This is a genomic window from Nakamurella aerolata, assembly GCF_013002705.1.
GTDB lineage: Bacteria > Actinomycetota > Actinomycetes > Mycobacteriales > Nakamurellaceae > Nakamurella > Nakamurella aerolata.
Map to the genome: position 1 here is coordinate 89,596 of NZ_JABEND010000009.1, position 24,944 is coordinate 114,539.

29 protein-coding genes are annotated in these 24,944 nt (G+C 69.2%); 13 read left to right on the forward strand and 16 right to left on the reverse strand.

Annotated elements, in window-relative coordinates; translation table 11 throughout:
• Positions 1–41: 41 nt before the first annotated feature.
• The 3 genes from HKD39_RS14965 to HKD39_RS14975 are packed head-to-tail and all read right to left on the reverse strand — an operon-like array spanning position 42 to position 3,603.
• Positions 42–1,241 (reverse strand): autoinducer 2 ABC transporter substrate-binding protein, encoded by a 1,200-nt coding sequence (locus tag HKD39_RS14965; RefSeq protein WP_171200688.1) that lies wholly within the window; start codon positions 1,239–1,241, stop codon positions 42–44.
• 20 nt (positions 1,242–1,261) lie between these two features.
• Positions 1,262–2,788: a rhamnulokinase gene (locus HKD39_RS14970; protein WP_171200689.1), complete on the reverse strand. Its 1,527-nt coding sequence runs from the start codon at positions 2,786–2,788 to the stop codon at positions 1,262–1,264.
• Positions 2,788–3,603: a DeoR/GlpR family DNA-binding transcription regulator gene (locus tag HKD39_RS14975; RefSeq protein WP_171200690.1), complete on the reverse strand. Its 816-nt coding sequence runs from the start codon at positions 3,601–3,603 to the stop codon at positions 2,788–2,790. The genes HKD39_RS14970 and HKD39_RS14975 overlap by 1 nt, the downstream gene beginning before the upstream one ends.
• Positions 3,604–3,902: 299 nt before the next feature.
• Between HKD39_RS14975 and ypfJ the strand changes: the two genes are divergently transcribed.
• Entirely contained in the window at positions 3,903–4,895 is a 993-nt protein-coding gene (ypfJ, locus tag HKD39_RS14980) for a KPN_02809 family neutral zinc metallopeptidase (protein WP_171200749.1), read from the forward strand.
• A gap of 55 nt (positions 4,896–4,950) precedes the next feature.
• Here ypfJ and HKD39_RS14985 read toward each other — a convergent pair whose 3' ends face one another.
• Together HKD39_RS14985 and HKD39_RS14990 are read right to left on the reverse strand one after the other, a co-directional pair.
• Complete coding sequence (locus HKD39_RS14985; protein ID WP_343074733.1) at positions 4,951–5,871, reverse strand: EamA family transporter; 921 nt, start codon at positions 5,869–5,871, stop codon at positions 4,951–4,953.
• Between the two features lie 39 nt (positions 5,872–5,910).
• Complete coding sequence (locus HKD39_RS14990; RefSeq protein WP_171200691.1) at positions 5,911–6,624, reverse strand: GNAT family N-acetyltransferase; 714 nt, start codon at positions 6,622–6,624, stop codon at positions 5,911–5,913.
• A gap of 91 nt (positions 6,625–6,715) precedes the next feature.
• On the opposite strand from HKD39_RS14990, the gene HKD39_RS14995 reads away from it, so the two are divergent.
• The 4 genes from HKD39_RS14995 to HKD39_RS15010 all read left to right on the forward strand — a co-directional run bounded on the left by HKD39_RS14995 (position 6,716) and on the right by HKD39_RS15010 (position 10,335).
• Positions 6,716–7,756, forward strand: coding sequence for an NAD(P)H-quinone oxidoreductase (locus tag HKD39_RS14995; RefSeq protein ID WP_171200692.1), 1,041 nt, complete (start codon positions 6,716–6,718; stop codon positions 7,754–7,756).
• Positions 7,753–8,265, forward strand: coding sequence for a bacterial proteasome activator family protein (locus HKD39_RS15000; protein WP_171200693.1), 513 nt, complete (start codon positions 7,753–7,755; stop codon positions 8,263–8,265). Before HKD39_RS14995 ends, HKD39_RS15000 begins: the two co-directional genes overlap by 4 nt.
• 253 nt (positions 8,266–8,518) lie before the next feature.
• Complete coding sequence (locus HKD39_RS15005; protein WP_171200751.1) at positions 8,519–8,932, forward strand: DoxX family membrane protein; 414 nt, start codon at positions 8,519–8,521, stop codon at positions 8,930–8,932.
• Positions 8,933–8,976: 44 nt separating this feature from the next.
• Positions 8,977–10,335 carry an aspartate aminotransferase family protein gene (locus HKD39_RS15010; RefSeq protein ID WP_343074734.1) on the forward strand — a complete coding sequence of 453 codons (1,359 nt, stop codon included), beginning with the start codon at positions 8,977–8,979 and terminating at the stop codon, positions 10,333–10,335.
• On the opposite strand, the gene HKD39_RS15015 is transcribed toward HKD39_RS15010, so the two are convergent.
• Entirely contained in the window at positions 10,332–11,162 is an 831-nt protein-coding gene (locus tag HKD39_RS15015) for a Cof-type HAD-IIB family hydrolase (RefSeq protein WP_171200694.1), read from the reverse strand. The two genes, HKD39_RS15010 and HKD39_RS15015, sit on opposite strands and share 4 nt — an antisense overlap.
• Positions 11,163–11,562: 400 nt before the next feature.
• Between HKD39_RS15015 and HKD39_RS15020 the strand changes: the two genes are divergently transcribed.
• Positions 11,563–12,768, forward strand: a complete 1,206-nt coding sequence (locus HKD39_RS15020) for a DUF222 domain-containing protein (RefSeq protein ID WP_171200695.1) — start codon at positions 11,563–11,565, stop codon at positions 12,766–12,768.
• A 361-nt stretch (positions 12,769–13,129) separates the two neighbouring features.
• A complete protein-coding gene (locus HKD39_RS15025) occupies positions 13,130–13,414 on the forward strand; it encodes an HNH endonuclease signature motif containing protein (RefSeq protein WP_171200696.1) in 285 nt (94 codons plus the stop codon).
• 247 nt (positions 13,415–13,661) lie between these two features.
• Here the strand turns inward: HKD39_RS15025 and HKD39_RS15030 are convergent, their stop codons facing one another.
• Genes HKD39_RS15030 through serS form a run of 3 tightly spaced genes read right to left on the reverse strand, consistent with a single transcriptional unit; the run spans position 13,662 to position 15,971 of the window.
• Positions 13,662–14,165 carry a nucleoside deaminase gene (locus tag HKD39_RS15030; RefSeq protein WP_171200697.1) on the reverse strand — a complete coding sequence of 168 codons (504 nt, stop codon included), beginning with the start codon at positions 14,163–14,165 and terminating at the stop codon, positions 13,662–13,664.
• Between the two features lie 10 nt (positions 14,166–14,175).
• Positions 14,176–14,682 (reverse strand): hypothetical protein, encoded by a 507-nt coding sequence (locus HKD39_RS15035; protein ID WP_171200698.1) that lies wholly within the window; start codon positions 14,680–14,682, stop codon positions 14,176–14,178.
• 26 nt (positions 14,683–14,708) lie between these two features.
• Entirely contained in the window at positions 14,709–15,971 is a 1,263-nt protein-coding gene (gene serS / locus HKD39_RS15040; RefSeq protein WP_171200699.1) for a serine--tRNA ligase, read from the reverse strand.
• 103 nt (positions 15,972–16,074) lie between these two features.
• On the opposite strand from serS, the gene HKD39_RS15045 reads away from it, so the two are divergent.
• Positions 16,075–16,887, forward strand: coding sequence for a helix-turn-helix domain-containing protein (locus HKD39_RS15045; protein ID WP_171200700.1), 813 nt, complete (start codon positions 16,075–16,077; stop codon positions 16,885–16,887).
• Between the two features lie 7 nt (positions 16,888–16,894).
• Here the strand turns inward: HKD39_RS15045 and HKD39_RS15050 are convergent, their stop codons facing one another.
• Positions 16,895–17,110, reverse strand: coding sequence for a cysteine-rich CWC family protein (locus tag HKD39_RS15050; protein ID WP_171200701.1), 216 nt, complete (start codon positions 17,108–17,110; stop codon positions 16,895–16,897).
• Positions 17,111–17,183: 73 nt separating this feature from the next.
• Between HKD39_RS15050 and HKD39_RS15055 the strand changes: the two genes are divergently transcribed.
• Genes HKD39_RS15055 through HKD39_RS15065 form a run of 3 tightly spaced genes read left to right on the forward strand, consistent with a single transcriptional unit; the run spans position 17,184 to position 18,974 of the window.
• Positions 17,184–17,531, forward strand: coding sequence for a metallopeptidase family protein (locus HKD39_RS15055; protein ID WP_343074735.1), 348 nt, complete (start codon positions 17,184–17,186; stop codon positions 17,529–17,531).
• 22 nt (positions 17,532–17,553) lie between these two features.
• Entirely contained in the window at positions 17,554–18,525 is a 972-nt protein-coding gene (locus HKD39_RS15060; RefSeq protein WP_171200702.1) for a PfkB family carbohydrate kinase, read from the forward strand.
• A 53-nt stretch (positions 18,526–18,578) separates the two neighbouring features.
• A complete protein-coding gene (locus HKD39_RS15065) occupies positions 18,579–18,974 on the forward strand; it encodes a VOC family protein (protein WP_171200703.1) in 396 nt (131 codons plus the stop codon).
• A gap of 44 nt (positions 18,975–19,018) precedes the next feature.
• Here HKD39_RS15065 and HKD39_RS15070 read toward each other — a convergent pair whose 3' ends face one another.
• The 4 genes from HKD39_RS15070 to HKD39_RS15085 are packed head-to-tail and all read right to left on the reverse strand — an operon-like array spanning position 19,019 to position 20,972.
• Positions 19,019–19,702 (reverse strand): helix-turn-helix domain-containing protein, encoded by a 684-nt coding sequence (locus HKD39_RS15070; protein WP_171200704.1) that lies wholly within the window; start codon positions 19,700–19,702, stop codon positions 19,019–19,021.
• Positions 19,699–20,562, reverse strand: coding sequence for a prephenate dehydratase (gene pheA, locus HKD39_RS15075; RefSeq protein ID WP_171200705.1), 864 nt, complete (start codon positions 20,560–20,562; stop codon positions 19,699–19,701). Before pheA ends, HKD39_RS15070 begins: the two co-directional genes overlap by 4 nt.
• 28 nt (positions 20,563–20,590) lie before the next feature.
• On the reverse strand, positions 20,591–20,755 hold the full coding sequence (locus HKD39_RS20810; RefSeq protein WP_171200706.1) for a PIN domain-containing protein: 165 nt from the start codon (positions 20,753–20,755) through the stop codon (positions 20,591–20,593).
• Positions 20,742–20,972, reverse strand: coding sequence for a FitA-like ribbon-helix-helix domain-containing protein (locus HKD39_RS15085; RefSeq protein WP_171200707.1), 231 nt, complete (start codon positions 20,970–20,972; stop codon positions 20,742–20,744). Before HKD39_RS15085 ends, HKD39_RS20810 begins: the two co-directional genes overlap by 14 nt.
• Positions 20,973–21,047: 75 nt before the next feature.
• On the opposite strand from HKD39_RS15085, the gene HKD39_RS15090 reads away from it, so the two are divergent.
• On the forward strand, positions 21,048–22,064 hold the full coding sequence (locus HKD39_RS15090; protein ID WP_171200708.1) for a 1-phosphofructokinase family hexose kinase: 1,017 nt from the start codon (positions 21,048–21,050) through the stop codon (positions 22,062–22,064).
• Here HKD39_RS15090 and HKD39_RS15095 read toward each other — a convergent pair.
• The gene (locus HKD39_RS15095) at positions 22,046–23,233 is read right to left on the reverse strand and encodes a GNAT family N-acetyltransferase (protein WP_171200709.1); all 1,188 of its coding nucleotides are present in this window, start codon (positions 23,231–23,233) and stop codon (positions 22,046–22,048) included. The two genes, HKD39_RS15090 and HKD39_RS15095, sit on opposite strands and share 19 nt — an antisense overlap.
• A gap of 68 nt (positions 23,234–23,301) precedes the next feature.
• Here HKD39_RS15095 and HKD39_RS15100 point away from each other — a divergent pair, with 68 nt between their 5' ends.
• On the forward strand, positions 23,302–24,072 hold the full coding sequence (locus HKD39_RS15100) for a CPBP family intramembrane glutamic endopeptidase (protein WP_171200710.1): 771 nt from the start codon (positions 23,302–23,304) through the stop codon (positions 24,070–24,072).
• A gap of 19 nt (positions 24,073–24,091) precedes the next feature.
• Here HKD39_RS15100 and HKD39_RS15105 read toward each other — a convergent pair whose 3' ends face one another.
• The gene (locus tag HKD39_RS15105) at positions 24,092–24,925 is read right to left on the reverse strand and encodes an undecaprenyl-diphosphate phosphatase (protein WP_171200754.1); all 834 of its coding nucleotides are present in this window, start codon (positions 24,923–24,925) and stop codon (positions 24,092–24,094) included.
• Between the last annotated feature and the right edge of the window lie 19 nt (positions 24,926–24,944).

The following is a 24,944-nucleotide window of genomic DNA, read 5'->3' on the forward strand; positions in this document are numbered from 1 at the left end:
AGCTGAGGCCCTGGCGGTTCGGTAGAAGTGGTCACAACGGATCAGAAGTTGTAGTTGTCGACGTTGTCCTTGGTCAGCACCAGCGGCGGCCCCAGCAGCAATGTCTTGGTGGCCGCGTCGTAGCTGACGTCCTTGAGGTTGTCGGTGCCGATCTCCGGCTTTGCCGCAAACTCCTTGCCCTCGGCCATTTGCACACCGGCCCACACGGTCAGGTAGCCGAGCGCCTGCACGTCCCACAGCACCGACGCCGACGACGAGCCGTCCTTCAGGTACGGCGCCATGGTCTGCGGAGTGCCGAGGCCGACGGTGAAGACCTTGCCGATCTTGCCGGCGTCCTTCACTGCCTGGGCCACCCCTGGCGCCGAGCTGGTGCACTCGCCCACCAGACCGGTCAGGTCGGGGTTGGCGTTCATCAGGTCGGTGGCCATCTGGGTGGCCTTCGCGACATCCTCACCGGCGTAGACGACGTCGACGATCTCGGCGTCCGGGTACTTCTCCTTGGTGTAGGCCTGCTGCACCTTGATCCAGGAGTTCAGGTTCTCTGCCGTCTCACCGCACGAGACGATGGCGTACTTGCCCTTGTTGCCCATGGCTTTCATCAACTCGTCGGTGAGGCCCTGGCCGATGCCCTCGGTGGAGGCCTGCGAGACGAAAACCTGACGCGCCGAGTCGGGGGCATCGGTGTCGGAGGTACCGACCTTGATGCCGCCGTCGATGCCCTGCTGGATCACCGGAGCCATCGAGCCGGGGTCGTTCGGCGCGATGAACAGCGCATCGACCTTCTGCTGGATGAGGTTCCGGACGATGTCGGCCTGCGCCGCGGCGTCGGCCTGGGTCGGCCCCTGGTACAGCCAGGTGACGCCCATGTCGGAGGCGGCCTGCTTGCCGCCGGCGTTCATCGCCTCGAAGTACGGGATGCCCTGCAGCTTCGGCACGAACGCCACCTTGAAGTTCTTGGAAGCCTTCTCCACGCTGCCAGCACCCGCAGCGCCGGCGGAGCCCGAGCCGGCGGCCGACCCCTGAGCCGCCGAACCGGCAGCGGATCCCGCACCGCCGGCGGCGGAGGCGCCGGCGGAACCCGCTGCTCCACCGGCGTTCTCGGTGGTGGTGGCTGCGCCGGTGTCACCGCCGCCGGCACCGGCCGAGGTGTCCGCTTCGTTCTTCTTGGTGCAGCCTGCGAGCACCAGGGCGCCGGCGACGCCGAGGGTGATCGCTGCGGTGGTGAGGCGAGTGCGTTTCATGACTCCTGCTTTCTGTCGGTCTACTGTCGGGATTTCGTTGCTGTGCTTGCGCTTTCTTGGCCGGCCCCGGCTGCTCGCAGACTGGCGAAACGTTGGGCGGCATCGGCGATCTCGGCGCCGGGCCGCGGCTGGTACGACGTCATCTCGGTGCCGGCAGCGATGGCAGCGCGGATCTCGTCCGGCCCGGCCAGCTCGCCGAGGGTGGCCAGTTGCACGGCCGCGTTGCCGAGCGCCGTCGCTTCCACCGGGCCGCAGTGCACCGGCAACCCGGTGGCGTCCGCGGTGAGCTGCGCCAGCAGCGCGTGCCGGGAACCGCCGCCCACCACCGAGATCGACGGCGGTCGCTGCCCGGTGACGGCGATCAGATCGTCGACGACGGCCCGGTAACCGAGCGCCAGCGAGTCCACTACGCAGCGGGCCACCTCGCCGACGCTCGTCGGCACCGGCTGCCCGGTCTCGGCACAGAACCGCCTGATCCGGCCGGGCATGTCGCCGGGCGCGAGGAACATCGGGTGGTCAGGGTCGATCAGGCTGCGCAGCGGCGGCTCGCCCGCGGCCAGGTCGGCGATCTGCTGGTAGTCCAGCTCGATGCCCTCGGCACGCCAGGTGGCCCTGCACTGCTGCAGGATCCACAGCCCCATCACGTTGCGCAGCAACCGAATGCTGCCGCGGTAGCCGCCCTCGTTGGTGAGGTTGGCCAGCCGGGTCGCCTCGTTGATCACGGCGGCTGGGGTCTCGATGCCGACCAGCGACCAGGTGCCTGACGAGATGAAGACCGCGCCCCGGTCACGGAACGGGGTGGCGACAACGGCGCTGGCGGTATCGTGCCCCGGCGGCAGGATCACCCTGGCACCGGCAAGCGCGCCGCCGGCCAGCTCGGGCAGCAGGGCGCCGACGTCGGTGCCGGGCGGCACCACCTCGGGCAGCATGTGGGTGGGAATGCCGAGGTCGTCGAGCAGCTCTGTGGCCCACCGATTCTCGGCCATGTTGTAGGCACCCGAGGTGGAAACCGCGGTGTACTCGCTGACCCGCGAGCCGGACAACAGGTGGTGGAACACGTCCGGCATCATCACCAAGGTGTTGGCGGCCGGCAACCGCTCGGGAAGTTCGGTGACATCGGCCAACATCCCGAAAAGGCCGTTGATGGAAAGGATCTGGACCCCGGTCTCGTCGTACAGACGCTGGGCGCCCACCGTGCCGAGCGCGCGCTGCAGAGCGCGGGCGCCGCGATCGTCCCGGTAGCAGACCGGATCGTCCAGCACCGCTCCGGACGCGTCCAGCAGCCCGTAGTCGACGCCCCAGGTATCGACCCCGACGGCGGAGATCGGTGTTCCGCCCGCCAATTCTCCCAATCCGGCGCCGATGTTGCGCCACAAGGCATTCAGGTCCCAGCGCAGGATGCCGTCGACCATTCTCGGCCGGTTGTCGAACCGGTTGACGATACGCAGCGCGAGTGCGCTGCCGTCGAAATCGACCGCTGTCACCCGGCCGCTCTCGGCGCCGAGGTCAACAGCGGCAACGGTTCTGGTCGCGGCTGCTTGAGCCATCACGACACCCCGCCGGCGGCCCTGACGGTGCCGGCGGCCGAGCCGGGCACCGCGACCAGTTCCATCCTGATGCCGCGCTCGCGCCATTGCCCGGCAGCGGATCGGGCGCCCTCGTCGGTGTACAGCGCGGTCACCCGGTCAAGGGCGGCGAACGGGTGCGGCGCGAACCGTCCGAGCTTGGACGAGTCGAACAGGGCGTACACCTCGTTGCAGGCCGCCACCATGCCGCTCTTGGCCTGTGCCTCCTCGACCACCATGTCGAGCAGTCCGAGCTCGGGCGACAGCCCGACCACCCCGAAGAAGCCGTGGTCGATGCGGCCGCGGCCGGCGAGCACGTCGCCGATGGGGCCGACCATCGACTGCGACGACCGGCGCAGCACGCCGCCCGGCATCAGCACCATCGCCGACGACCGTTCCAGGAACATCTCGGCAACCCGCAGGCCGTTGGTGACCACCACCAGATGCCGGCGGTCGAGCAGTTCTTGAGCGAGGAAGTAGCAGGTGGTCGACGAGTCCATCGCGATCACGTCGCCGTGCCGCACCAGCGGGGCGACGGCCTGGGCAATGGCCCGCTTGGCGTTGGTCGAGTGCCGCAGGCGCATGTCGAACGCGCCCTCGTCGGTGCCGCCGGCGGACACCGCGCCGCCGCGCACCCGGCGCAGCGCCGAGCGCCGCTCCAACTCGTCGAGATCTTTGCGAACGGTGACGGTGGAGACTCCGAACCGCCTGGCCAGGTCGGCCACCTGCACCCGGCCGAAGCGATCGAGATCGGTGAGGATCGCCTGCGCGCGGTCGAACTCGTCAACGGACGGCATCGCTCACCTCCACTCGTCGTTGAGACCGGCACCCGAGAACGCTGAGACCGGCACTGAGAACTGTTCGCAGAACCGTAAGCAAAACGAAGACTCGTGGTCAATGAACAGCGCAGAAACGAAAGCGCCGCGGTTACGAACAGACACCCTCGACGCTTCGCGCGTGATGCAGGGCCGGTGACCGCGTCCTCAACTACAGTGAGCCCGCGGACAGACAGGCCGACCAGCACACCAGAAGACCCACACCAAAAGACCCACACCAAAAGACCCAGCACACCCCAAGACGAGGAGCAGTCCCGATGGTGAAGTTCAACGAGGGCGCGCAGCTGGACACCTCGCAGGTGCAGGACAACCGGGGCGCCGGTGGCGGCGGTGGTTTCGGCGGCGGCGGCTTCGGTGGCGGCGGCTTCGGCGGCGGCGGAATGGGCATCCCGATCGGCAAGGCCGGCGGCGGGCTCGGTCTGATCGTGGTGCTGATCCTGGTCGGCATCCAGCTCTTCGGCGGCAAGTTCGGCGGCGGCAATGCCAGCGGTTCGCCGATTCCCAGCTCGCTCAGCCAGGCCGCCGACCAGAACGGCGGCGCGGTGGGCAGTGGCTCGCTGGCCGAGGAGTGCAGGACCGGCGCCGACGCCAACACCAAGGATCCGTGTGCGGTGGTCGCCTTCATCAACTCCACGCAGAACTACTGGGCGGACGAGTTCCAGCGCAGCGGATCGCAATACCAGGACGCGACGACGGTGTTCTACACCGGTCAGACCGCTACCGGCTGCGGCACCGGCAGCGCCGGGATGGGGCCGTTCTACTGCCCGGCCGACCAGCGGGTGTACATCGACCTGAGCTTCTGGGACACCTTGAAGAACCAGTTCGGCACCTCGGGCGGCACCTTCGCCGAGGGCTACGTGTTGGCGCACGAGTACGGACACCACGTGCAAAACCTGCTCGGTACCGAATCGAAGGCGTCCGACGGCAGCACCGGACCCACCTCGAACTCGGTGCGGCTGGAGCTGCAGGCCGACTGCTACGCCGGCGCCTGGGCCAAGAACGCCACCACCGTTCCGGGCGAGGACGGCCAGATCCTGATCAGCGACATCACCCAGGACGACATCAACGCGGCGCTGGACACCGCCTCGAAGATCGGCGACGACTATATCCAGAGCAAGCTGGGCGGCGGCTCCGTCGATCCGTCGCAGTTCACCCACGGCACCTCGGCGCAGCGCGAGAAGTGGTTCAACGCCGGCTATACCTCGGGTCAACCCGCCAGCTGCGACACCTTCTCCACCGACAACCTGGGTTGATCAGGCTGGGTTGATCAGGCTGGGTTGATCGGCTGGGCTGATCCAGCTGCGCAGATCAGGATTCCGTCGCGGCGGGCTGCTGCCCCCGTCCGGAGTTGGCCATCGCGATGGCAAGACAGACCAGCACGGTGCCGATCACCTCGCCGGCGGTGGGTAGCTGATGCAGCATCACCGCCCCGACAACAGCGGCCGAAACCGGTAACAACGCAAGCAGAATCGCGAACTGCGCCGCCGTCATCCGCGGCAACACCCACTGGTCGATGGTGTATGGCAACACCGAGCTGAACACCGCAACCCCCAGCAGCAGCGCGACGCTGCGCAACCCACTGGTGCCGTCGGTGAGCGCGGGGAGCGCGCCAAAAGCGAAGGGCAGGAACACGATCGAGCCGGCCGTCATGCCGACGGCGAGCCCGCTGATGCCGTCGCCACCCACCGCGACCCGCCGGCCCAGCAGGATGTAGCCGGCCCAGAACAACCCGGACGCGGCGATCGCCGCCAGCCCGATCACGGTTGACGTCGTCCACCCGGTGCCGGCGACGGTGACTCCCGCCAGCAGCACCACCCCGGCGGCCGCCAGCACGATGCCGACCCGTTCCCGCCAGCTGCGGCCGGTGATCGCGGCGACCGCGACCGGCCCGAGAAACTCGATGGCCACCGCGGTGCCCAGCGGCAGGTGCTCGATCGCCAGGTAGAACGACAGGTTCATCGCCGCCAGCACCACCCCGAACAGGGCGGCGGTCAGCACGCTGCGGCGGCCGGGGCGGGCTCGCCACGGCCGCCGCCAGGCCAGCAGCACCACCGCGGACAGGCCGATCCGCCACCACGACACCGACATCGCCGGGATCACGGCGAACAGTCCGACCCCCAGCGCCGCCCCGACGTACTGGCTCACGCCCGACCCGACGAACAGCAGCGGTGCCGGCACCCGGTCGGTGCCGCGGGGCGCACCTGGCGACTGGGCGGCGGGCTGGTTCACCGCGCCAGCTTCGCACGGGCGCGCGGCAGGGCCGACCGGTCACCCGTTCCGTTCGTCGGCAGCCGGCTTCCCCGATGACGATTCCCGGGACCGGTTGCCCAACACCTCCCGGCAGGCCTGGAACCCGTCGACCTGCAGCGTCCAGTCCGGGCGGTGCAGCTGTTCCGGACGCATCGAGTACAGCTGCTGCAGGCCGGCCTGCCCGCGCTGCTTGTCCGGAAGAACTCCGTTGGGCTGATAGCCAAGCTTGCGACTGACAGCGTTGGAGGCCGCGTTGTCGACAAAGGCGCCGGTGGTGGCCAACTCCGCCCCGAGGTGGTCGAACGCCAGCAATAGCACCGCCGCGCGCATCTCGGTGCCGATGCCCCGGCCCTGCGCCGAGCTGGTGAGCCACGATCCGGTGGACACCGTCCGCAGTATCGGGAAGGAGTCTGCCATCAGCTCTTGGATGCCGACCACCGCATCATCTGCCCGCACCACGAACGGCAGATGCCAGTTGTCGGGTTGTACCCTGGCGCGCTGACTCCACCAGTAGCGCAACGCATTTGAGGCGCGTTCGGCAGGTTCACCGTCGGTCCATGGCACCCCGAACGGCATCCGCTCCGGCGGGTGGATGCCGGCGTCGATCGCGGCGATGAGGTCGGGAAAGTCGGACTCCCGGATCGGGCGCAGCGACAGTCGCGGGGTGCGCAGCAGCAAACCGTCGGTCGGCCACCACGCCGTCAGATCCGTCTCATTCGTCCGGTCAGCCATCGAACCAGCATGCGGACCCGACGCCGCCGCCGGCAACCGGATTTGCCGTTGCTGGGCGCGGGTTTCAACCCCGGTCGATAGGCTGGCCATCATGCGGGCCATCACCGTCACCAACCCCGGCGCCACCCCGACACTCACCTGGGCCGAGGCGCCCGACCCGGTAGCCGGCCCCGACGAGGTGCTGATCCGGGTGGCAGCCACCGCGGTGAACCGGGCCGATCTGCTGCAGGCCTCCGGCAACTACCCGCCGCCGCCCGGCGCCTCGGAGATCCTTGGCCTCGAGTGCTCCGGGGTGGTCGCCGCGGTGGGCGATGGCGTTACCGACTGGACGGTCGGCGACGAGTGCTGCGCACTGCTGTCCGGCGGCGGTTACGCCGAACTGGTTGCGGTGCCGGCGAGCCAGGTGCTGCCGGTGCCGCAAGGAGTTTCGCTGGTGGACGCCGCGGCGCTGCCGGAGGTGGCGTGCACCGTCTGGTCGAACCTGGTGCTGACCGCCCACCTGCACGCCGGGCAGAGCGTGCTGTTCCACGGCGGCGGCAGCGGCATCGGCACCATGGGCATCCAGGTGGCAAAAGCCTTGGGCGCCACCGTGGTGGTGACCGCATCGCACGACGACACCCTGGTGGTCTGCGCCGAGCTGGGCGCCGATCTGACCATCAACTACACCGCAGACGACTTCGTGCAGGTGGTGCAGGCCGCACTCGGCGGCGTCGACGTGATTCTCGACGTGGTCGGAGCAAAGTACCTGCAACGCAACATTTCCGCCCTGGCCGACGGCGGCAGGGTCATCATCATCGGAATGCAGGGCGGCACCACCGCCGAGCTGAACATTGCCGACCTGCTCGCCCACCGGCGCGGCGTCATCGGCACCGCCCTGCGCAGCCGGCCACCGACCGGACCCGGCAGCAAAGCCGAAGTGGTACAAGCGGTTCGCGAACATCTCTGGCCGATGATCGCCGACGGCAAGGTCCGACCGGTGATCGATGCGGTACTGGAACTGCCCGACGCCGGCGACGGGCACCGCAGGATGAACCAACGGCACGCCGGCAAGATCGTGCTGACCGTCAACCCTGAGGGCCACAACCGAGGCAACCAAGCCATCCGAGGCAACCAACAAGGAGCGTCCCGATGACCGAACCCACCCAGCAGCCGGCGGGCGACCAGCCGGGCGGACCGCAGCCGGTGGTGGTGATCGGCCCGGACGGCGAGGCGAAGGCCAGCCCGGCGGACCTGATCGGCGAGCCGGCGAAGGTGATGCGGATCGGCACCATGATCAAGCAGCTGCTCGAGGAGGTACGGCAGGCGCCGATGGACGAGGCCAGCAGGGCCAGGCTGAAGGAGATTCATGCCAGATCGATCGCCGAGCTGGAAGAAGGGCTGACGCCGGAGCTGCGCGACGAGCTGGAGCGGCTGTCGCTGCCGTTCACCGACGACTCGGTGCCGTCCGACGCGGAGCTGCGGGTGGCGCAGGCCCAGCTCGTCGGCTGGCTGGAGGGCGTGTTCCACGGACTGCAGACGGCGCTGTTCGCGCAGCAGATGGCGGCCCGCAACCAGCTGGAGCAGATGCGCAGGGGCCTGCCGCCCGGCAGTGCCGATCAGGGCATGGAGACCAATCGCCCCGGTACCGGGCAGTATCTCTAGATCTCCAGGACCCGATACCGCTGGCAGCCGGCAACCGTTGGCAGCTCGCCACTGCTGGCAGGTCCCACCGACGCTGGGTGACGGTCGATGCCCTCGGATTGATGACCGACCATGACAGACGAGTGAATGTCGCGCGGGAACCAGTAGTTATTGCCGTCGAGTAGTTGAGGTTTCACAGATCGCCCGTACCGTCGATCTCATGAGCGCAACAGATCTCGATAGAACGACCTCTCGCACGCTCACCCCGCTGGGGATGCGCGGTGTTGACCTGGGCCTGCTGCTGGCCCGGCTCGGGCTCGGGGTGGTGATGTTCGTCCACGGCTGGCAGAAGGTGGTGACCAACGGGCTCGGCGCCACCACCGACGGGTTCCGCGGCATGGGCGCGCCGCTGCCTGAGGTGTCCGCGGTGTTCGCCTCCTTCGTGGAGTTGATCGGCGGCGCGCTGCTGATCGCCGGCATCGGCGTCCGGATCGTCGGCGTGCTGATGGTGGTGGACATGGTCGGCGCGATCTTCATCGTGCATGCCGAGAACGGCTTCTTCGCCACCAACGGTGGTTACGAGTTCGTGCTGATGCTCGCCGTGGTAGCCGGTGCGCTGGCACTCACCGGCGGCGGTCGGTACTCCGTCGACCGGTTGATCAACGCCGGGCGGCGGGCCCGCGCTTGACAGTGACACGATAGGGGCACCGCATCGAACCAGGAGGGCCCCTCGTGAGCAATACCGACCATCTGTGGCTGCACTTTTCCAAGATGTCCGCGTTCGACCCGGCCGCCGGTGGCACCGAGGTCCGGGTGATGGAGCGGGGCGAGGGTCCCTACGTCTACGACACCGACGGCAAGCGGTACCTGGACGCGCTGTCCGGCCTGTTCGTGGTGCAGGCGGGCTACGGACGCAAGGAACTGGCAGCAGCAGCCGCCGAACAGGCCGAGAAGCTGGCGTTCTTCCCGGTATGGGGATACGCCCATCCGCCGGCCATCGAGCTGGCTGACCGGTTGGCCGAGCTGGCGCCGGGCGAGAACAACAAGGTGTTCTTCTCGTCCGGCGGCGGCGAGGCCGTCGAGACCGCCTGGAAGATTGCCAAGCAATACTTCAAGCTGAGGGGGAAACCCAGCAAGCACAAGGTGATCAGCCGGGCGACGGCGTATCACGGCACCACGGCGGGGGCACTGTCGATCACCTCGGTTCCCGGCTTCAAGAAGGACTTCGAGCCGCTGGTGCCCGGCGCGGTGAAGGTGCCCAACACCAACTTCTACCGGGCGCCGGAGTACTTCGCCGACGACGAGAAGGCCTTCGGCCGCTGGGCCGCCGACCAGGTGGACTGGGCGATCCGCACCGAGGGACCGGACACGGTGGCCGCGGTGTTCGTCGAGCCGGTGCAGAACGCCGGCGGCTGCTTCCCGCCGCCGCCCGGTTACTTCGACCGGTTGGCGGAGATCTGCCGCGAGCACGACGTGCTGCTGGTGTCGGACGAGGTGATCTGCGCCTACGGCCGGCTCGGCACCATGTTCGGCGCGCAGAAGTACGGCTACCAGCCCGACATCATCACCACCGCAAAGGGTTTGACCAGTGGCTACGCGCCGGCGGGCGCGACCATCGTCAGCGAGCGGGTGTACCAACCGTTCGGCGAGGGTGACGCGATGTTCGCGCACGGCTACACCTTCGGCGGCCATCCGGTGTCGTCAGCGGTGGCGCTGGCGAACCTGGACCTGTTCGAGCGCGAAGACCTGTTGGGCAACGTGCTGCGCAACGAGAACGCGTTCAGGCAGTCGCTGGAGCGGCTCAAGGACATTCCGATTGTCGGCGATGTCCGCGGCGACGGCTACTTCCTTGCCATCGAGCTGGTGCGCGACCAGGCCACCAAGGAGCAGTTCGCGCCCGGCGACGGCACCAGGATTCTCAAGGGTTTCATCGCGCCGGCACTGATGGAGGCCGGGCTGTACTGCCGCGCCGACGACCGCGGCGACCCGGTGCTGCAGTTCTCCCCGCCACTGGTCTGTGGCGAAGAGGAGTTCGACTTCATCGAGCGGACGCTGCGCGAGGTGTTGACCAAGGCGGTCAGCAAAATCTAGGGCCGGAACCACTTCTCGACGATCTGGGCGACGCCGTCGTCGTCGTGGTCGGGTGCGCGGTGCTTGGCGGCCGCGATCGCCGCGTCGTGCGCCGTGCCCATGGCGTAGCTGTGACCGGCCCAGGCGAGCATCTCGGCATCGTTCGGCATGTCGCCGAATGCGACGACGTCGGCGGCGTCGATCCCGTTGTCGGCGGCCAGCTTTGCCACCGCCACACCTTTGTTGACGCCGGCGGCGGCCACCTCGATGAGGCCGTCGTCGGAGGAGAAGGTGACCGAAACGTCGTCAGCCCCGGTGTCGCGGGCGATCGTGGCGAGCGCGTCGGAGTCGTGGCCGTAGCGCACCATCAACTTCATCGCCGGCTCGGCCAAAAGGTGCTCGCGGTCGGTGATCCGGAACCGGCCGCCCTCCTTGGCCAGAAACTCTTCCTCGGCCCAGGGATGGTCGTAGCGGTCCTCGGCGAAACTGGCGGGGTGTTGCACGCCAACGCGTTCCACCGCAACGGCGTAGCCGGAGATCTGAGAATCCAGACCGGCCAAGAACTTTCGCATCGTCTCGGGCAGCAGCGGGATGGTGCTGAGCACCTCGCCGGTGCCGACGTCGCACACCATGGCACCGTTGAGACAGATCGCCTTTCCCTGGTACCCGCAGTCGATCAGCGGGTGCAGCCACCACGCCGGCCGCCCGGTCGCCACCGCCACCAGCGCACCATCGGCCTGAGCCCGGCGGAGCGCCGCCGCGTTGCGCTCCGACACCGCCCCCTGCGCGTTGAGCAGGGTGCCGTCCAGGTCGGTGACGATCATTCTTGGCTTGCCGGTTCCGCTCACCACTCCAGTGTCCCAGCGGCGGCTCCGACCGCCCGGAGCGGGTGGCTGCTGTCCCGGAGCGGATCGGTGCTGTCCCAGCAGCGACAGTGCGCACCGCCGCTGCGCCAGGTGGTCGGCGCAGCGGAACATGCGCTCTCATTCATCCTTCGGGACCCTACGAGGCGCTGGTCGCACTTTCTTGTGTTTCGGCTGAGTCGCGACCGCCACCCACACCGTCGGGGCCGGCGAAGCGCGATGGGCTTACCCGCTTGGGCCATCAACGGGATGTGTATGGCGCGTCGACGGGATCCCGTCCGCTCGTACACGCGCCTGCGCCGTCCCGACAGCCGCTCGAACATTGATTCGAAAAAGTTCAGATTGGCTCTTGCGGATTACCGAACAGACGTACTAGTATTGATGGATGAGCACAGTCGTCAGCGGTGACGGGTCGGTCGATCCGCTGCGCCGGTTGTGCGAAGAAGTCATCGTGGCGCTCGACTCCGGCGAGATGGCCCGCGATGCGGCGGCGGGCATCGACCGCATCGCAGCGTTGGAGCAACTGTGCGGCGCCGCCGCAGGGATGATCGCGGCCCAGTCACTCGCGTTCGAACGCGCGGAACGGGCTCGGCAACGGGCCGCCGGCGTGCGGTCGCGCGAGGTGGGGCGCGGCGCCGCCGAGCAGATCGGCTTTGCCCGGCGCATGTCACCCGCCGGAAGCGCTCGTCAACTCGGTGTCGCCCGATCACTGTCGACGCGCTGGCCGATACTGTTCGCCCAGCTGCGCGCGGGACGGGTGTCGTGGACGCAATGCCAGATCGTCTGCCGCGAGTCGCGCCAACTCGACGACGATCAGGCGCGGCTGCTCGACGCCGGCATGTCGGAACGGGTGTGCGGCTGGAGCCCGGCCGACACCGAACGGGCCGTCCGCAAGGCGGTGTACACCATCGACCCGCACGGCTCGGTCGACAAGCGCGCCCACGCCGAGTCCGAACGCCGGGTCACCCTGCGTCCCCTGCCCGACGCGATGGCCATGGTGTCCGCGCTGCTCCCGGTCGAACAGGGCGTCGCGATCTACACCGCGCTCACCGGCGCCGCCAAGAACACCAAAACGATCGGCGACCAGCGCACCCTCGACCAACTCCGCGCCGACGCGCTGATTCACCGATTGAGCTCAGCCGACCCTCGCTCAGCCGACCCGCACTCAGCCGATCCGCGCTCAGCTGATCCGCGCGGCGCTGCGCCGCCGGGAACAAGCGCGTTCGGCGCAGAATCTGCCGACCCCGCAACGCATCCGGTGCCGTCAGCGCCTTCCGACCCAACAACCCCGGATACGGAAAACACCGGCCTGGTGCCCCACCCGGCGCCCCCACCGATCCTGGTGAACATGACGATCTCTGCGAACACGTTGCTGGCCAACAGCAACGAGCCCGCGATACTGGCCGGCTACGGCCCGATCCCCGCGGAGCTCGGCCGCGCGCTGGCCGCGGGTGAACCGCTCACCCGGCCCGAACCAGCACCACCCGACCTATCGGCCGACCAGCACCGCCAGACCAATCGGCTGAACCAAGCTCAACTGTCGGCCGTGCGCTTGGCGACAGCCCTGCCCCAGTATCCGGCCGCGCACTGATCACCACCGATGGACTGATCACCAGCGGCCGCTTACGGGGCAGCCCCGCCGAGCCTGCTGGCCGGCTCCCAGATGAGACCGCCGCACACCGCAACACCACCAGCGAAAACGCCAGCAGCGAAGATCCCGACAAACACCGCAACGCCACCAGCGATGAGGCCGCCGAACACCACAACACCAGCAGCCAAAACGCCGGTAAACGTCCCGATACCACCAGCAAGGCCACCCTCGCCCCAGCGCGTTGGCCAACCCGAGCCGTCCTCAACCCGAAGCGCGCAAGAGTCTGACTGCAACGGCTGCTGGTCGACCCGGTCACCGGGATACCCACCAACATCGACCCACGCCGACGCGAGTTCACCGGGTGCTGCGGCAACTGCTGCTGGCACGCGACCCGCACTGCACCCAACCGTTCTGCAGCGCACCGACCCGGCACGCCGACCACATCAGGCCATACGCGGTCGGCGGCGACACCACACTGCCCAACGGCCAAGGCCTATGCGCCTCCGGCAACTACGCCAAGGAGATCCCCGGCTGGAAACTCCGCACCACCGGCGACTCGTTCACCGTCACCACACCGACCGGACACCGCTACCGCACCAACCGAAGCGACCCACTAGGACTGCCAGCCATCACCACACCGGTCTAAGCCCGCACCGCGACCGTCGGCGAAACGCCAACAGGATCAAGGACTGCCCGAGTTGCCAGGGTCGATCAACTCGGCAAGCACTGCCCCGGCGCGAAGTAGCGCCAGCATGCGTCGGGCAATGTCCCCCAGCCGAGCGTCGAGCGCGGCGCGCGAGCTGGCGACATCGGCAAGGTGAGGTGATAGCCGTCCGGCTGGTGCGCGAGGTCCATCAGGCGGCCCGGCGCCGGGCGGAGCAACGGCGCCGCCCCTAGTAGCGGGTGCGCTCCTGATCGGACGTCCAGCGCGCGAAGGGTGCCCCGGCGCCAGGCAGCGCGAGCTGGCGAATCGGCAGCGACCGTTGGGCCAGCGGCAGTGAAAGTTGTTGGTAGATCAGCGAATCGTCGAACCCGGCGGCGGCAGCATCGTCACGCGAGGCGGCGAAGAACACCGCCGCGGGCCGGGACCAGTACAGCGCGCCGAGGCACATCGGGCAGGGCTCGCACGAGGAGTACACCGCCGCACCGGTCAGCTGGAAGTCGCCGATCGCCGCGCAGGCCCGCCGGATCGCGACCACCTCGGCGTGAGCGGTCGGGTCGTTGTCGGCCGTCACCTGGTTCCAGCCCTCGCCCAACACCTCGCCGTCCCGCACCACGACGGCGCCGAACGGCCCACCGACGCCACTCGCCACACCCTGCTCGGCAAGGGCGACGGCACGCCGCAGGTACTCAAGGTGCTCGCCGTCGGACACTGCATCGGAAACGCGATCGGACATGACGACGAAGCTACCCGTCCGCCAACAGGCCGAACTCCCGGACAATCTGCTGGGCAAGCTCGTCCGGCGAGCGCTGGCCCACCGCGATGGTCACATCCTCCAGCGCCGCCGCGCGCTGCTTGGCCTGCAGCACCGGCCCGCGCTCCAAATACCAGCCGAGCGTCTGCTCGCTCTCCCGAGCCCGCAGCCGCCGCGCCAGCTGCTGCTCGTCAACGTCCAGCCGGACCACCGACAGCGGTGCCGGCGCCACCGCCCGGGCCAGCGCGGCCCTGCTCTCGGCGTCCTCGACCACATCGGCAATCAGCAGCACCCGCACCCCGACCGACAGATAGCGGGCAGCGACGTCCGCCGCATTCGCCAGACCGACCGCAACACCGAATGGATCATCCGGCGGCCGGGGAAAGAACAGCCGCAACTCGTCGGCATCGATCGCGGCGTTCGACACCCCCGCGGCCGTCAACCGCCCGGAGAGCGCCTGAATGGTGGTGGATTTGCCGGCACCAACTGTCCCGGTCACCACCACTGCGGCAGGAGCGCTGCCGCTCACTGCTTGGGCAGCAAGACATCCGTGCCCAGCAGCGGCTGAAGTGCCTGCGGCACAACAACACTGCCGTCTTCCTGTTGATGATTCTCCAAGATGGCCACCAGCCAGCGAGTGGTGGCCAGCGTCCCGTTCAAGGTGGCGGCCACCTGCGGCTTGCCGTTCTCGTCGCGGTAGCGGATGCCGAGCCGGCGGGCCTGGAAGGTGGTGCAGTTGGAGGTTGAGGTCAGTTCGCGGTAAGCGTTCTGCGTCGGCACCCAGGCCTCGCAATCGAACTTCCGGGCCGCCGACGTGCCAAGGTCGCCCGCCGCCACATCGATCACCCGGTACGGAATCTCCATGGCCTGCAACATGTCTTCCTCGAACGCCAGCAGCTGCTCGTGCTGCGCCGCCGCGTCCTCCGGCCGGGCGTAGACGAACATCTCGACCTTGTCGAACTGGTGCACCCTGATGATCCCGCGGGTGTCCTTGCCGTAGCTGCCGGCCTCCCTCCGGAAGCACGAGGACCAGCCCGCGTAACGGATCGGCCCGTCATTCAGGTCGATGATCTCGCCGGCGTGGTAACCGGCCAGCGGCACCTCCGAGGTGCCAACCAGGTACAGGTCGTCGTCGCCAAGGTGGTACACCTCGGCAGCGTGCTCACCGAGAAAACCGGTGCCCTCCATGGTTTCCGGCTTCACCAGCACCGGCGGCACCATCGGGGTGAACCCATGCGCCAGCGCCTTGCCGATGGCCAGGTTGAGCAGCGCCAGCTGCAGCCGGGCGCCGACCCCGCGCAAGAAGTAGAACCGGGCACCGGACACCTTGGCGCCGCGCTCCATGTCGATGGCGCCGAGCTTCTCGCCCAGCTCAAGGTGATCCAGCGGCTGGAAGTCGAACTGCCGCGGCTCGCCCACCGTCTTCAGCGTGACGAAATCGTCCTCGCCGCCGGCCGGCACCCCATCGATGATCAGGTTGGGGATCGCCTTGTGCGCAGCGGTCAGCGCCTCGTTCGCCGCCGTCTCCGCCGCCGCTGCCGCCTTCACCTCGGCGGCCAGCTCCTTGCCGCGCTCCAGCAGCGCCGGCCGTTCCTCTTTCGGGGCCTTACCGACCGTGCGGCCGAACGCCTTCTGCTCGGCCCGCAGCTCGTCGGCACGCGACACCGCCGCGCGCCGGTCGGCGTCGGCAGAGAGCAGGGAATCGACCAGCGACTCGTCGGCGCCGCGGGCGCGCTGGCTGGCCCGGACCACGTCCGGATGTTCCCTGAGTTCTCGCAGGTCGATCACCCGGTCAGCCTATCCAGCGGCGCGACCGGGTTGACACGCACCGGCGGCCCTGCCATCATCATGTGTGCGGTTTAGCGCACATATTTGAGGGGAGGTTGCTCGCATGGTCGACCACAACGCCGTCTGGAGCGCCCTGTCCCATCCCGCCCGCCGCCGCCTGCTGGAACGACTGCGGGACGGGCCCGCCCTGACCGGCGAGTTGCATGCCCACCTCGCGACGTCCGGCGACTCGCCCAGTCGGTTCGCCACCCAGCGCCACCTGCAGACGCTGCGCGAGGCCGGACTGGTATCGGTCACCGAGCGCGGGCGGGAACGGGTCAACGTGCTGAACGGTTCGACGCTGTACCGCGCGACCGTCGGCTGGCTCGACCCTGCGTCCCGCTCGGTCGCCGAAAGTCTCGACACCATCAGGCATCTCGCTGAAAAACCCATCGCCGACACCCGGAAGGAATCCACCATGACCCAGCCACCGATCCGACACCTGCTCGTCGAGCAGTCCACCGACATCGCCGCGCCGCCCGACCGCGCCTGGCAGGCTCTGACCACCGATACCCGGCGCTGGTGGCGTCCCCCGTTCACGCTGCTGTCCGACGCCGATGACGTCGATCTCGAGATCCCGGCCGAGGTCGGCGCCCCGGTGCTGGAACGCGCCGGCGACCGGACGGCGCTCTGGGGCACCCTGATCGAACGGCAGGACGGCCACGCGCTCGCCTGGTCCAGCCGGATCTGTGGCGCCGACGCCGCGATCGGCACCGTCCGGGTCCGGGTCGAGCCGACTCCCGCCGGCTGCACGGTGACGTTCCGTCAGGAGGCCATCGGCGCCTTCGACACCCAGACCGACGACGACGTCGCCCTCGGCTGGCGGACCAAGCTCGACGACCTGGGCGTGCTGCTGACCGGGGCGCTCGTGGGCTGACCGCCGGCTACCGCTGGTCCGGACGCGGTTGCGGATCAACGACGCCGCGCACCGACTCCCGCAGGCAGCCGGGGCACAGGCACCCGGCGCCGGCGGCGGTGGGCACCGCCAAGCGCAGCTCCAGCTTCGCGCACCAGCAACCGGCGCCGGAGTCGCCGCCGGCGGCCAGCTGCTCGGGATGGCAGTCGAACGCCGCACCGCAGTTGCCGCAGGTTTCCCGCATCGGGCCATTGTTCCCGGTCTCGCTGGCAGCGAACCGGCTGCCCGGCCCGCGGCCGGACCGGCAGACTGGAGGGGTGCCGGTACACATGTCCGACGAAGCCTTCGAAGAGCTGGTCTCCGAGGCGCTCGATCTGGTGCCAGAGCAGTTCCAGCGGGCGATGAGCAATGTGGTGGTGCTGGTCGAACCCCGGCATCCGACCCGCAACCTGTACGGGCTGTACCACGGCGTCGCGCTCACCAACCGCAGCAGCAACTATTCGTGGGCACTGCCGGACACCATCACGATCTATCGGGATCCGATCCTCGCGCACGCCGTCGACGCCGACGCGGCAAAGCACCAGGTGGCCACCACCGTGATCCACGAGATCGCCCACCACTTCGGCATCGACGACGACCGGCTCGATGAACTCGGCTGGGGCTGAGCCGGCTCGATAGGCTCCCCCGGTGACCACCATTGCTGTGGTCGGCGAGATCGTCGCCGACGCCGTGCTGCCCACCGACGGCATCTCGGACGGGGCCGCCCATCTCACCGTGCATCCCGGCGGCGGACCGGCCAACTTCGCCGTCGCGGTGGCCCGGCTGGGCAGCACCGCCCGGTACGCCGGACGCATCTCCACCGGCTCGCTCGGTCAGCTCGCCAAGGCCAAGCTGTTGGGGTCCGGCGTCGACCTGACCGCGAGTCAGGACGCCACGGAACCGCAGACCCTGGCCATCGCCAAGCTCTCCCCCTCCGGCGCGGCGAGCTACGAGTTCTACACCGACGGCACCGCCGACTGGGCCTGGACCGACGCCGGGCTGCTGCCGCTGATCGACGGCCCGTTCGCCGTCGGCGGCCCGCCGGTCGCGATCCACACCGGGACGCTGGCGCTGGCGCTGCAGCCGTCCGGCGCGGTGATCGAACGGCTGCTGGCCAAGGCCCGCCCGGCGATGACGGTCTCCATCGACCCGAACCTGCGCACCGCCCTTGTCCCGGCGCAGCACTACCGCGAGGTGATCACCCGCTGGGCGTCGCTGGCCGACATCGTCCGGCTCTCGTACGACGACCTGATCGAGCTGTGGCCGAACTTCACGCCAGAGCAGGCCGCCGAACACCTGCACAGCCACGGCGTCGCGCTGGTGGTGGTTTCCCTCGGTGAGGACGGTGCGTTCGCCTCGATCCGCGGCGCCGAGGTGCGGGTGCCGATCGCCCCGACCAACCTGGTGGATACCGTCGGCGCCGGCGACTCGTTCCACGGCGGGTTGCTGCATTTCCTTGCGCAGCAAGGCTTTCTGGGCGGACGGCTGGACTCGCTCACCGACGACGGTCTGCGCGAGGCGCTGGAGTTCGCGGCGCGGGTGGCGGCCATCACGGTGTCACGGCCGGGCGCCGATCCACCGTGGGCCCGCGAGCTAGACCAGCCGGCCAGCGACCGCTGAACACGTCCGAAACGTCCATGACGGCTCGACGAAGCGGGCCGTACCGTTCCGGCATGGCACAACCCATTCTCAACGTCGTCGGGATCGTCGTCGCCGACATGCCGGCAGCGCTGGCCTTCTACCGAGCCTGCGGACTACAGATCGATCCCAGTGCTGACACCGAAAACCACGCCGCCGCGGCGCCGGTCAATGGCTTCACCCTCATGTTCGACACCCACCAGGTGATGCTGTCGATGGACCCGGACTGGGTGCCCGGCAGCGGCGGGCATCGGATGGCGCTGGCCTTCGACTGCGGCGATCCCGCCGGCGTCGACCGGCAGTACCAGGCGCTGATCGCGGCGGGGCACACCAGCGTCTCCGCACCCTTCGATGCGTTCTGGGGACAGCGCTATGCCACTGTTCGCGACCCCGACGGCAATCCGGTCGACTTCTTCGCCCCGCTCGCCTGACCGGCCGCTCGGGGTCAAGCAGCTCGGGGTGAAGCAGCTCGAGGTCAGGCAGGACGAAAGTCGGCAGGGCGGTGCCCGGCAACGGCTCGCACCTCGCGGTACAGGTGCGAATAGTCGGCAAAACCTGCCTGGGCCGCGACGGACGACAGCGCCGCGCCCGCTCGGATGAGTTCGGCGGCGGTCTGCACCCGCAGAATCCGCTGCAGTTGTTTGGGGCCGTAGCCGAACGCATGGGTGCTGCGCCGCAACAACTGTCGCGGCGCCAGGGCGCACTCGGCGGCGATCCGGTCGATGCTCACCCCCGCCCGCACGGCGCGGGTCACCGCCAGCGCCCACCCCACCTGACGGCGGTCGGTGAGCAGCCTGGCTGCGGCGGCCTCCAACGTCCGCGTCGGATGCGGTGCGGGGTCGAGCTGTTCGGTGAACGCCCTTGCCCGTCTTTCGCCCCACAGGTCGGCAAGGTCGACCCTGCTGTCGAGCAGCTCGCTGGCCGGTATGCCGAGCGCGACGGGGGCAACGCCGGGATCGAAGCGGACAGCGGTGAATCGCTGCCACCCCGTGCACAGATGCCGGTAGGGCCTGCGGTCAGGCCCGGCGACCATCATCCGGCTGCCGTCCCAGATCAGATCCATCGACCCGTCGGGAATGATCGCGCGCTCCCCCGGGCCGGAACGGCTGGTCCACATGGTTGCCGGGAGCAGCACCGCCCTGCGCTCGGCATAACTCACCGGCGGTCCGCCTTCGGGTAGCTGCCCAGGAAGCGGAAAAGGCTGCCGCGCCCGCGCAGCGCGGCGACGGTGGCAGCCATCGCGGGTTGGTCGACGTGTCCGTCGGCATCCAGCAGGAACAGGTACTCGCCCATCACCTCGCGGGTGGGCCGGGACTCCAAGCGGGTGAGATTGACGCCGCGGTCGGCGATCTCGGCCAGCACCGCCAGCAGGGTGCCCGGCTGGTTGGGGACGTGCGCCACCAGGCTGGTCCGGTCGTTGCCGCTCGGCGGCGGCACCGGGCCGGGGCTGCCGACCAGCGCGAACCTGGTGACCGCATCGGAAGACAGCCCGATGTCGCCGGCCAGCGCGGTCAGCCCGTTCCGCCGGCCCGCGATGGCCGCCGCGGCGGCCGCGTCCAGTTCACCTGCTGCCACCGCCTGCGCCGCCGCGGCTGTCGAGGTGGTGACGACGGCTTCGGCCTGCGGGAAGTGCGCCGCCAGGTAGTCGCGGACCTGCGCGTGGCCGTGCGGGTGCGACCCGATGCGGCGTACCTGCGCGGCGTCGGTGCCCGGTCGCACCAACAACTCGAACCGGACGGCGACGTACGCCTCGCCGTAGATCTGCAGGTCGCCACCGTGAATCAGCTCGTCCTGCGCCAGCGCCACCGCGCCTTCGACCGAGTTCTCCAGCGGCACCACCGCCCTTTGCACAGATCCGGAGCGCACCGCGGCCACCGCAGCGCTCAGATCGGTTGCCGGAATCAGTTGCGGTGCAAGGCTTTCGCCGGACGCCAACGCCTGCGCCGCCTGCTCGGTGAAGGTGCCCTCCGGCCCCAGATAGGTCCACTGTGGACGCTGCGGCGACCCGGTCGGCTGCATGCAGTCAGCCTATCGCCGGCTCGGCCGATCAGTCGCCCGCTCGGGTCAGCCGTCGCAACACCGAAATCACTTCAAGATAGGCAAGATTGGGCAACCAAAGACGGTCCGATCGCAGCAGGGCTCTGGCCCTCTCGCCGTCGCCGTCCCGATCAACCAGAGCGGGTACCAGGACGCTCGCGTCAACGACCAGCACGCTCGGCGCTCACCGCCGCTACGGCGTCAGCAAAGCTCAGCCGAGTTCCCGGCCCCGACTCGATCCGGTCCAGCACCTCATCCATGCTCGGCTGCGCGGCCTCGTCGATCAGGCGGCCACGCAGGTACTCCTGGAGCGACTGATGCGCGGCCGCTGCCCGTGCCCGGAGGCGACGGTGGGTCTCCTCTGGCACGTTCTTGATCTGAATGGTCGCCATGGCGCCATTATGGCGCCAGAACGGTGGAGCTGGCTAGTAGCGGCCTGCGTCTGCAGGTGTTCTACCGTGACGAACATGCGCGACAACATCCTGCTGGTGTGCCCGAATCTCGGCATCGATCACACGGTTCGGCTGGCCCGGCTGGAACCGGGGACGGTGACCCGCACCGGTCCGGGCTGGACGGTCGCCGGCGGCAAGGGTGCGAATGTGGCACGGGCACTGTCCACCGGCGCCGACCGGCAGGCCACAACGCTCGGTTTCGCCGGCACCGCCGGCGGGCCCTACCTGGAGTCGCTGTTCGCCGCAGAATCGTTGCCGCTCAGCACCATCGGCGTCGACGGCGCGGTGCGCACCACCACCGCGCTGATCGAGGATTCCGGTCGAGTCACGTTGCTCAACGAGCCGGGGCCGGCGGTGGGACCGGCGCAGTGGGCGTCGCTGCTGGCGGCCGCCACCAGACTGCTGACGAGCACCGTCCGGATCGGATGGTCGGTCGCCGGCAGCGGCAGCCTGCCCCCGGGTTCACCCGCGGACAGCTACGCCCGGTTGGTCGAGGCCGCACATCGCGCCGAGGCGTTCTGCGCGATCGACTCCACCGGCGAGCCGCTCCGGCTCGCCGCGGCGGCGGGCGCAGACCTGGTGTGCCCCAACCTGTCCGAGGCGGAAACCCTGATCGGCGGCACCGCCGCTGAACAGGTGGACGAGCAGGCACCCGACGTCCCCGACCGGGCGCTGCGGGCCGCGGAGTCGCTGGTGCGGCTGGGCGCCGGCGCCGCCACCGTCACCGCGGGGGCGTCGGGGGTCGGGGTGGCCTGGCGGGCCGCCGACCGGCCGCGCTCGCAGTGGTTGGTGACGCCGCGCGTCGACGCCGTCAACCCGATCGGCGCCGGCGACAGCTTTCTCGCCGGGCTGCTCGCTGCCGTCGGCACAGCCAGCGTCGGCACAGTCGGCGGCGGCAGCGAGAACGCCGGCGACACCACCGACTGGCCGGCGGCCACCCAGCAGGCCATGGCGTTCGCCGCGTCGTCGGTGGAGAACGAGCGGGCCGGCATTGTCGACCCGGTCCGGGTGGCTCAGCTGCTGGCCGGCTGAGCCTGCGCTGTCTGGTCCAGCTTCTTCTGCCAGGCACCCTCTGTGCTGGCCGGACGGAACCCCATCGCCTCGTTGATGGCCAGCATCCACCGGTTCTCCCCGGCGTTCGAGGTGTGGATCCGCTCGGTGTCGGGGCGTTCGGCCAGCAACCGCGCAAGGTTCGCCAGCTTGACCGCCAGCCCGAGCCGATGCCCGCGATGGTCGCCGTGCACCAGGGTGTCGTCCTGCCAGACCGCGGACGTGTCCTGTCGGCCGCCGATCACCGTGTACGCCACCAGCTCTCCGGTCTGCTCGTGCTGCGCCGCGGTGGTCAACGCGAAGCGTCCCATCTTGACCGTGGTCGCGTCCGCGTTCCGGATCCGTTCGGCGTCCCAGGCCTCCTCCTCAAGATCGAGGTCGCCGGACGGCACATCGACGCTCATCCGGTTGTGCAGCACCGCCATCCGGTCCAGGTACTCCTCCGGCGTCGGACCGACCCACTGCACCATCCGGTAGCCGGCCGACCTTGCGCCCGCCTCGGATTGCAAGCGGGACAACACCTCCGGCGGTACCGGCAGGGCGAGTTCGCTGTGCCGCTCGGTCTGCTCCAGCGAGAACCCTTGCCGCAGCATGAAAGCCGCGAACGGGTCGGTCCTGGACAGCGCGCCGACGCCGGTCGGCGCGGCGAGCGCGTCCGGCCCGGTCACGGGCCCGGTCTGCCGGTGCCCGGTATAGCCGACCAGCGTGCCACGGCCCTCCGCGGCGGCAATGCGCTCCGCCGCCCGATACAACTCGGAGCCGATACCGCGGCCGCGGTGCGCCGGCGGTACCGCGACGTCCAGCTCGGACAGGTGCAGGTTGTCGTGCACCGACAGCCCGACGTTCGCAAAGCCCACCACCTCCGCGTCCGGCGGCGCGTCCAGCACCGGCACCACCTCCCCGGCGACACCGTCGACGGTGAACCGGCCCGATCCAGCCTGCACCGGACCGTCAACAGCCAGCACCAGCACCCCGCGGTGGTTCTTCCGCTCGCTGTACCGCACCCGGCGTGCCGCGGCGGAATCGACCAGGTCGGTGTGGCCGAGCAGGTCGAGATGGTTGGCCTGCTCGATCGCCGCGAAGGCATCGAACAGCGGCGCGAAGGCCGGGTCGTCGGTGACCGGTAGCACAGCGAGGGACAGCGCACTCATGACGCGTAGCTTGGCAAAGCCGCGCTGCACACCGCCACCGGTTTTCCACCGCATACGCTGGCGGCACCATGACGACAGCGCGCATCATCACCGATCCAACAGAACGCCGCGCGGTGTGGTTCGAGATCGTCCTGGTCTTCACCATCACGCTCGGCATGTCAGGGCTGCGCAGCCTGATCAGCCTGCTCGACGACCTGCTGGCGCCGACGCCGCTCAAGGACCAGACCGCCACCATCGTGGTGCCGCAGGCCAGGGCCAGCACCCTCGATCTGTTGGCCCAGCTGCTGTCGGTGGTCTCCGGCATAGCCTGGGGCACGCTGGGGCTGTATCTGCTGTGGCGGGCCGGGGTGAACCTGCGGCAACGCATCGGCGCGGTACCCAGTTGGCGAGATGTGTTGCCCGGCTTGGGGTTGGCCGCACTGATCGGCATTCCCGGACTGGGGCTGTACCTGTTGGCGCAGAGCGTCGGCGCCAACCTCACCGTCGCCCCCACCGCGCTCAACGACACCTGGTGGCGGGTGCCCGTGCTGATCCTGCAGGCCTTCGAGAACGGCTTTCTCGAAGAGTTTCTGGTGCTCGGCTACCTGATCACCCGGCTCAGTCAGCTGGGGCTGCGCTGGCCGGCGATCGTGGCGATCAGCGCGGTGCTGCGCGGCAGCTACCACCTGTACCAGGGCTTCGGCGGTTTCGTCGGCAACGTTGCGATGGGCATCGTCTTCGCGATCGCATTCCTGCGCTGGCACCGGGTGTGGCCGATGATCATCGCGCACACCACCATCAACATCGTCGCTTTCGTCGGCTACCCGTTGCTGCACGGCAGGGTCAGCTGGTTGCCCTGACCAGCCCCGCCGCCAGCACTCAGGTGGCCGAGATGACCTTGGTGGCCAGCAGCAGCAGCAAAACGGTGCCGACCACGACCCGCCACACGATGAACACCGAGTAGGTGTGCCGTGCCACGAACTTGAGCAACCAGTTCACCGCGAGGTAGGCGACGACGAACGACACCGCGGTGGCCAACAGCGTTGGGCCCCAACCGATCCCGGTGGAAATCTCGTCGTACCGGGTGACGGTCTGCAGCACCGCGGCAGCGGTCAGCGCCGGAATCGACAGGAAGAAGGACAGCCGGGTGACGGCCACCCGGTTCAGCCCGCGCAGCAGACCGGCAGACATGGTGGCGCCGGAGCGGGAAACGCCGGGAATCAGCGCAAGACACTGCGCGAGGCCGATCACCAGCGTGTCTTTCCAGGTGGCCTCCCGCTCGGTGCGGTCCTGTTTGCCGTACCTGTCGGCGAACCACATCACCGCGGAGAAGCCGATCAGCGTCCCGCCGACGATCCACAGGCTGCGCAGCGTCGTCTCGATCTGGTCCTGGAACAGGAACCCGACAATGCCGATCGGGATGCAGCCGAGAATCACCGCCCAGCCGAACTTGTAGTCCGCGCCGCGGTCGTCCCGGTGCAGCAGCCCGCGCCACCAGGCGGTGACCACCCTGACGATGTCCTTCCACAGGTAGATCAGCGTCGCCAGCACCGCACCCGCCTGGATGATCGCGGTGAATGCGGTGATCTCGGGGGCGTCGATCGGATAGCCGAGCAGCTTCTCCAGGATCGTCAGATGGCCGGTGGACGAGACCGGGAGGAACTCGGTGAGACCCTCGAGCGCGCCGAAAAGGACGGCGTGCCACCACGGCATGTCGGTGATCATGGACCGG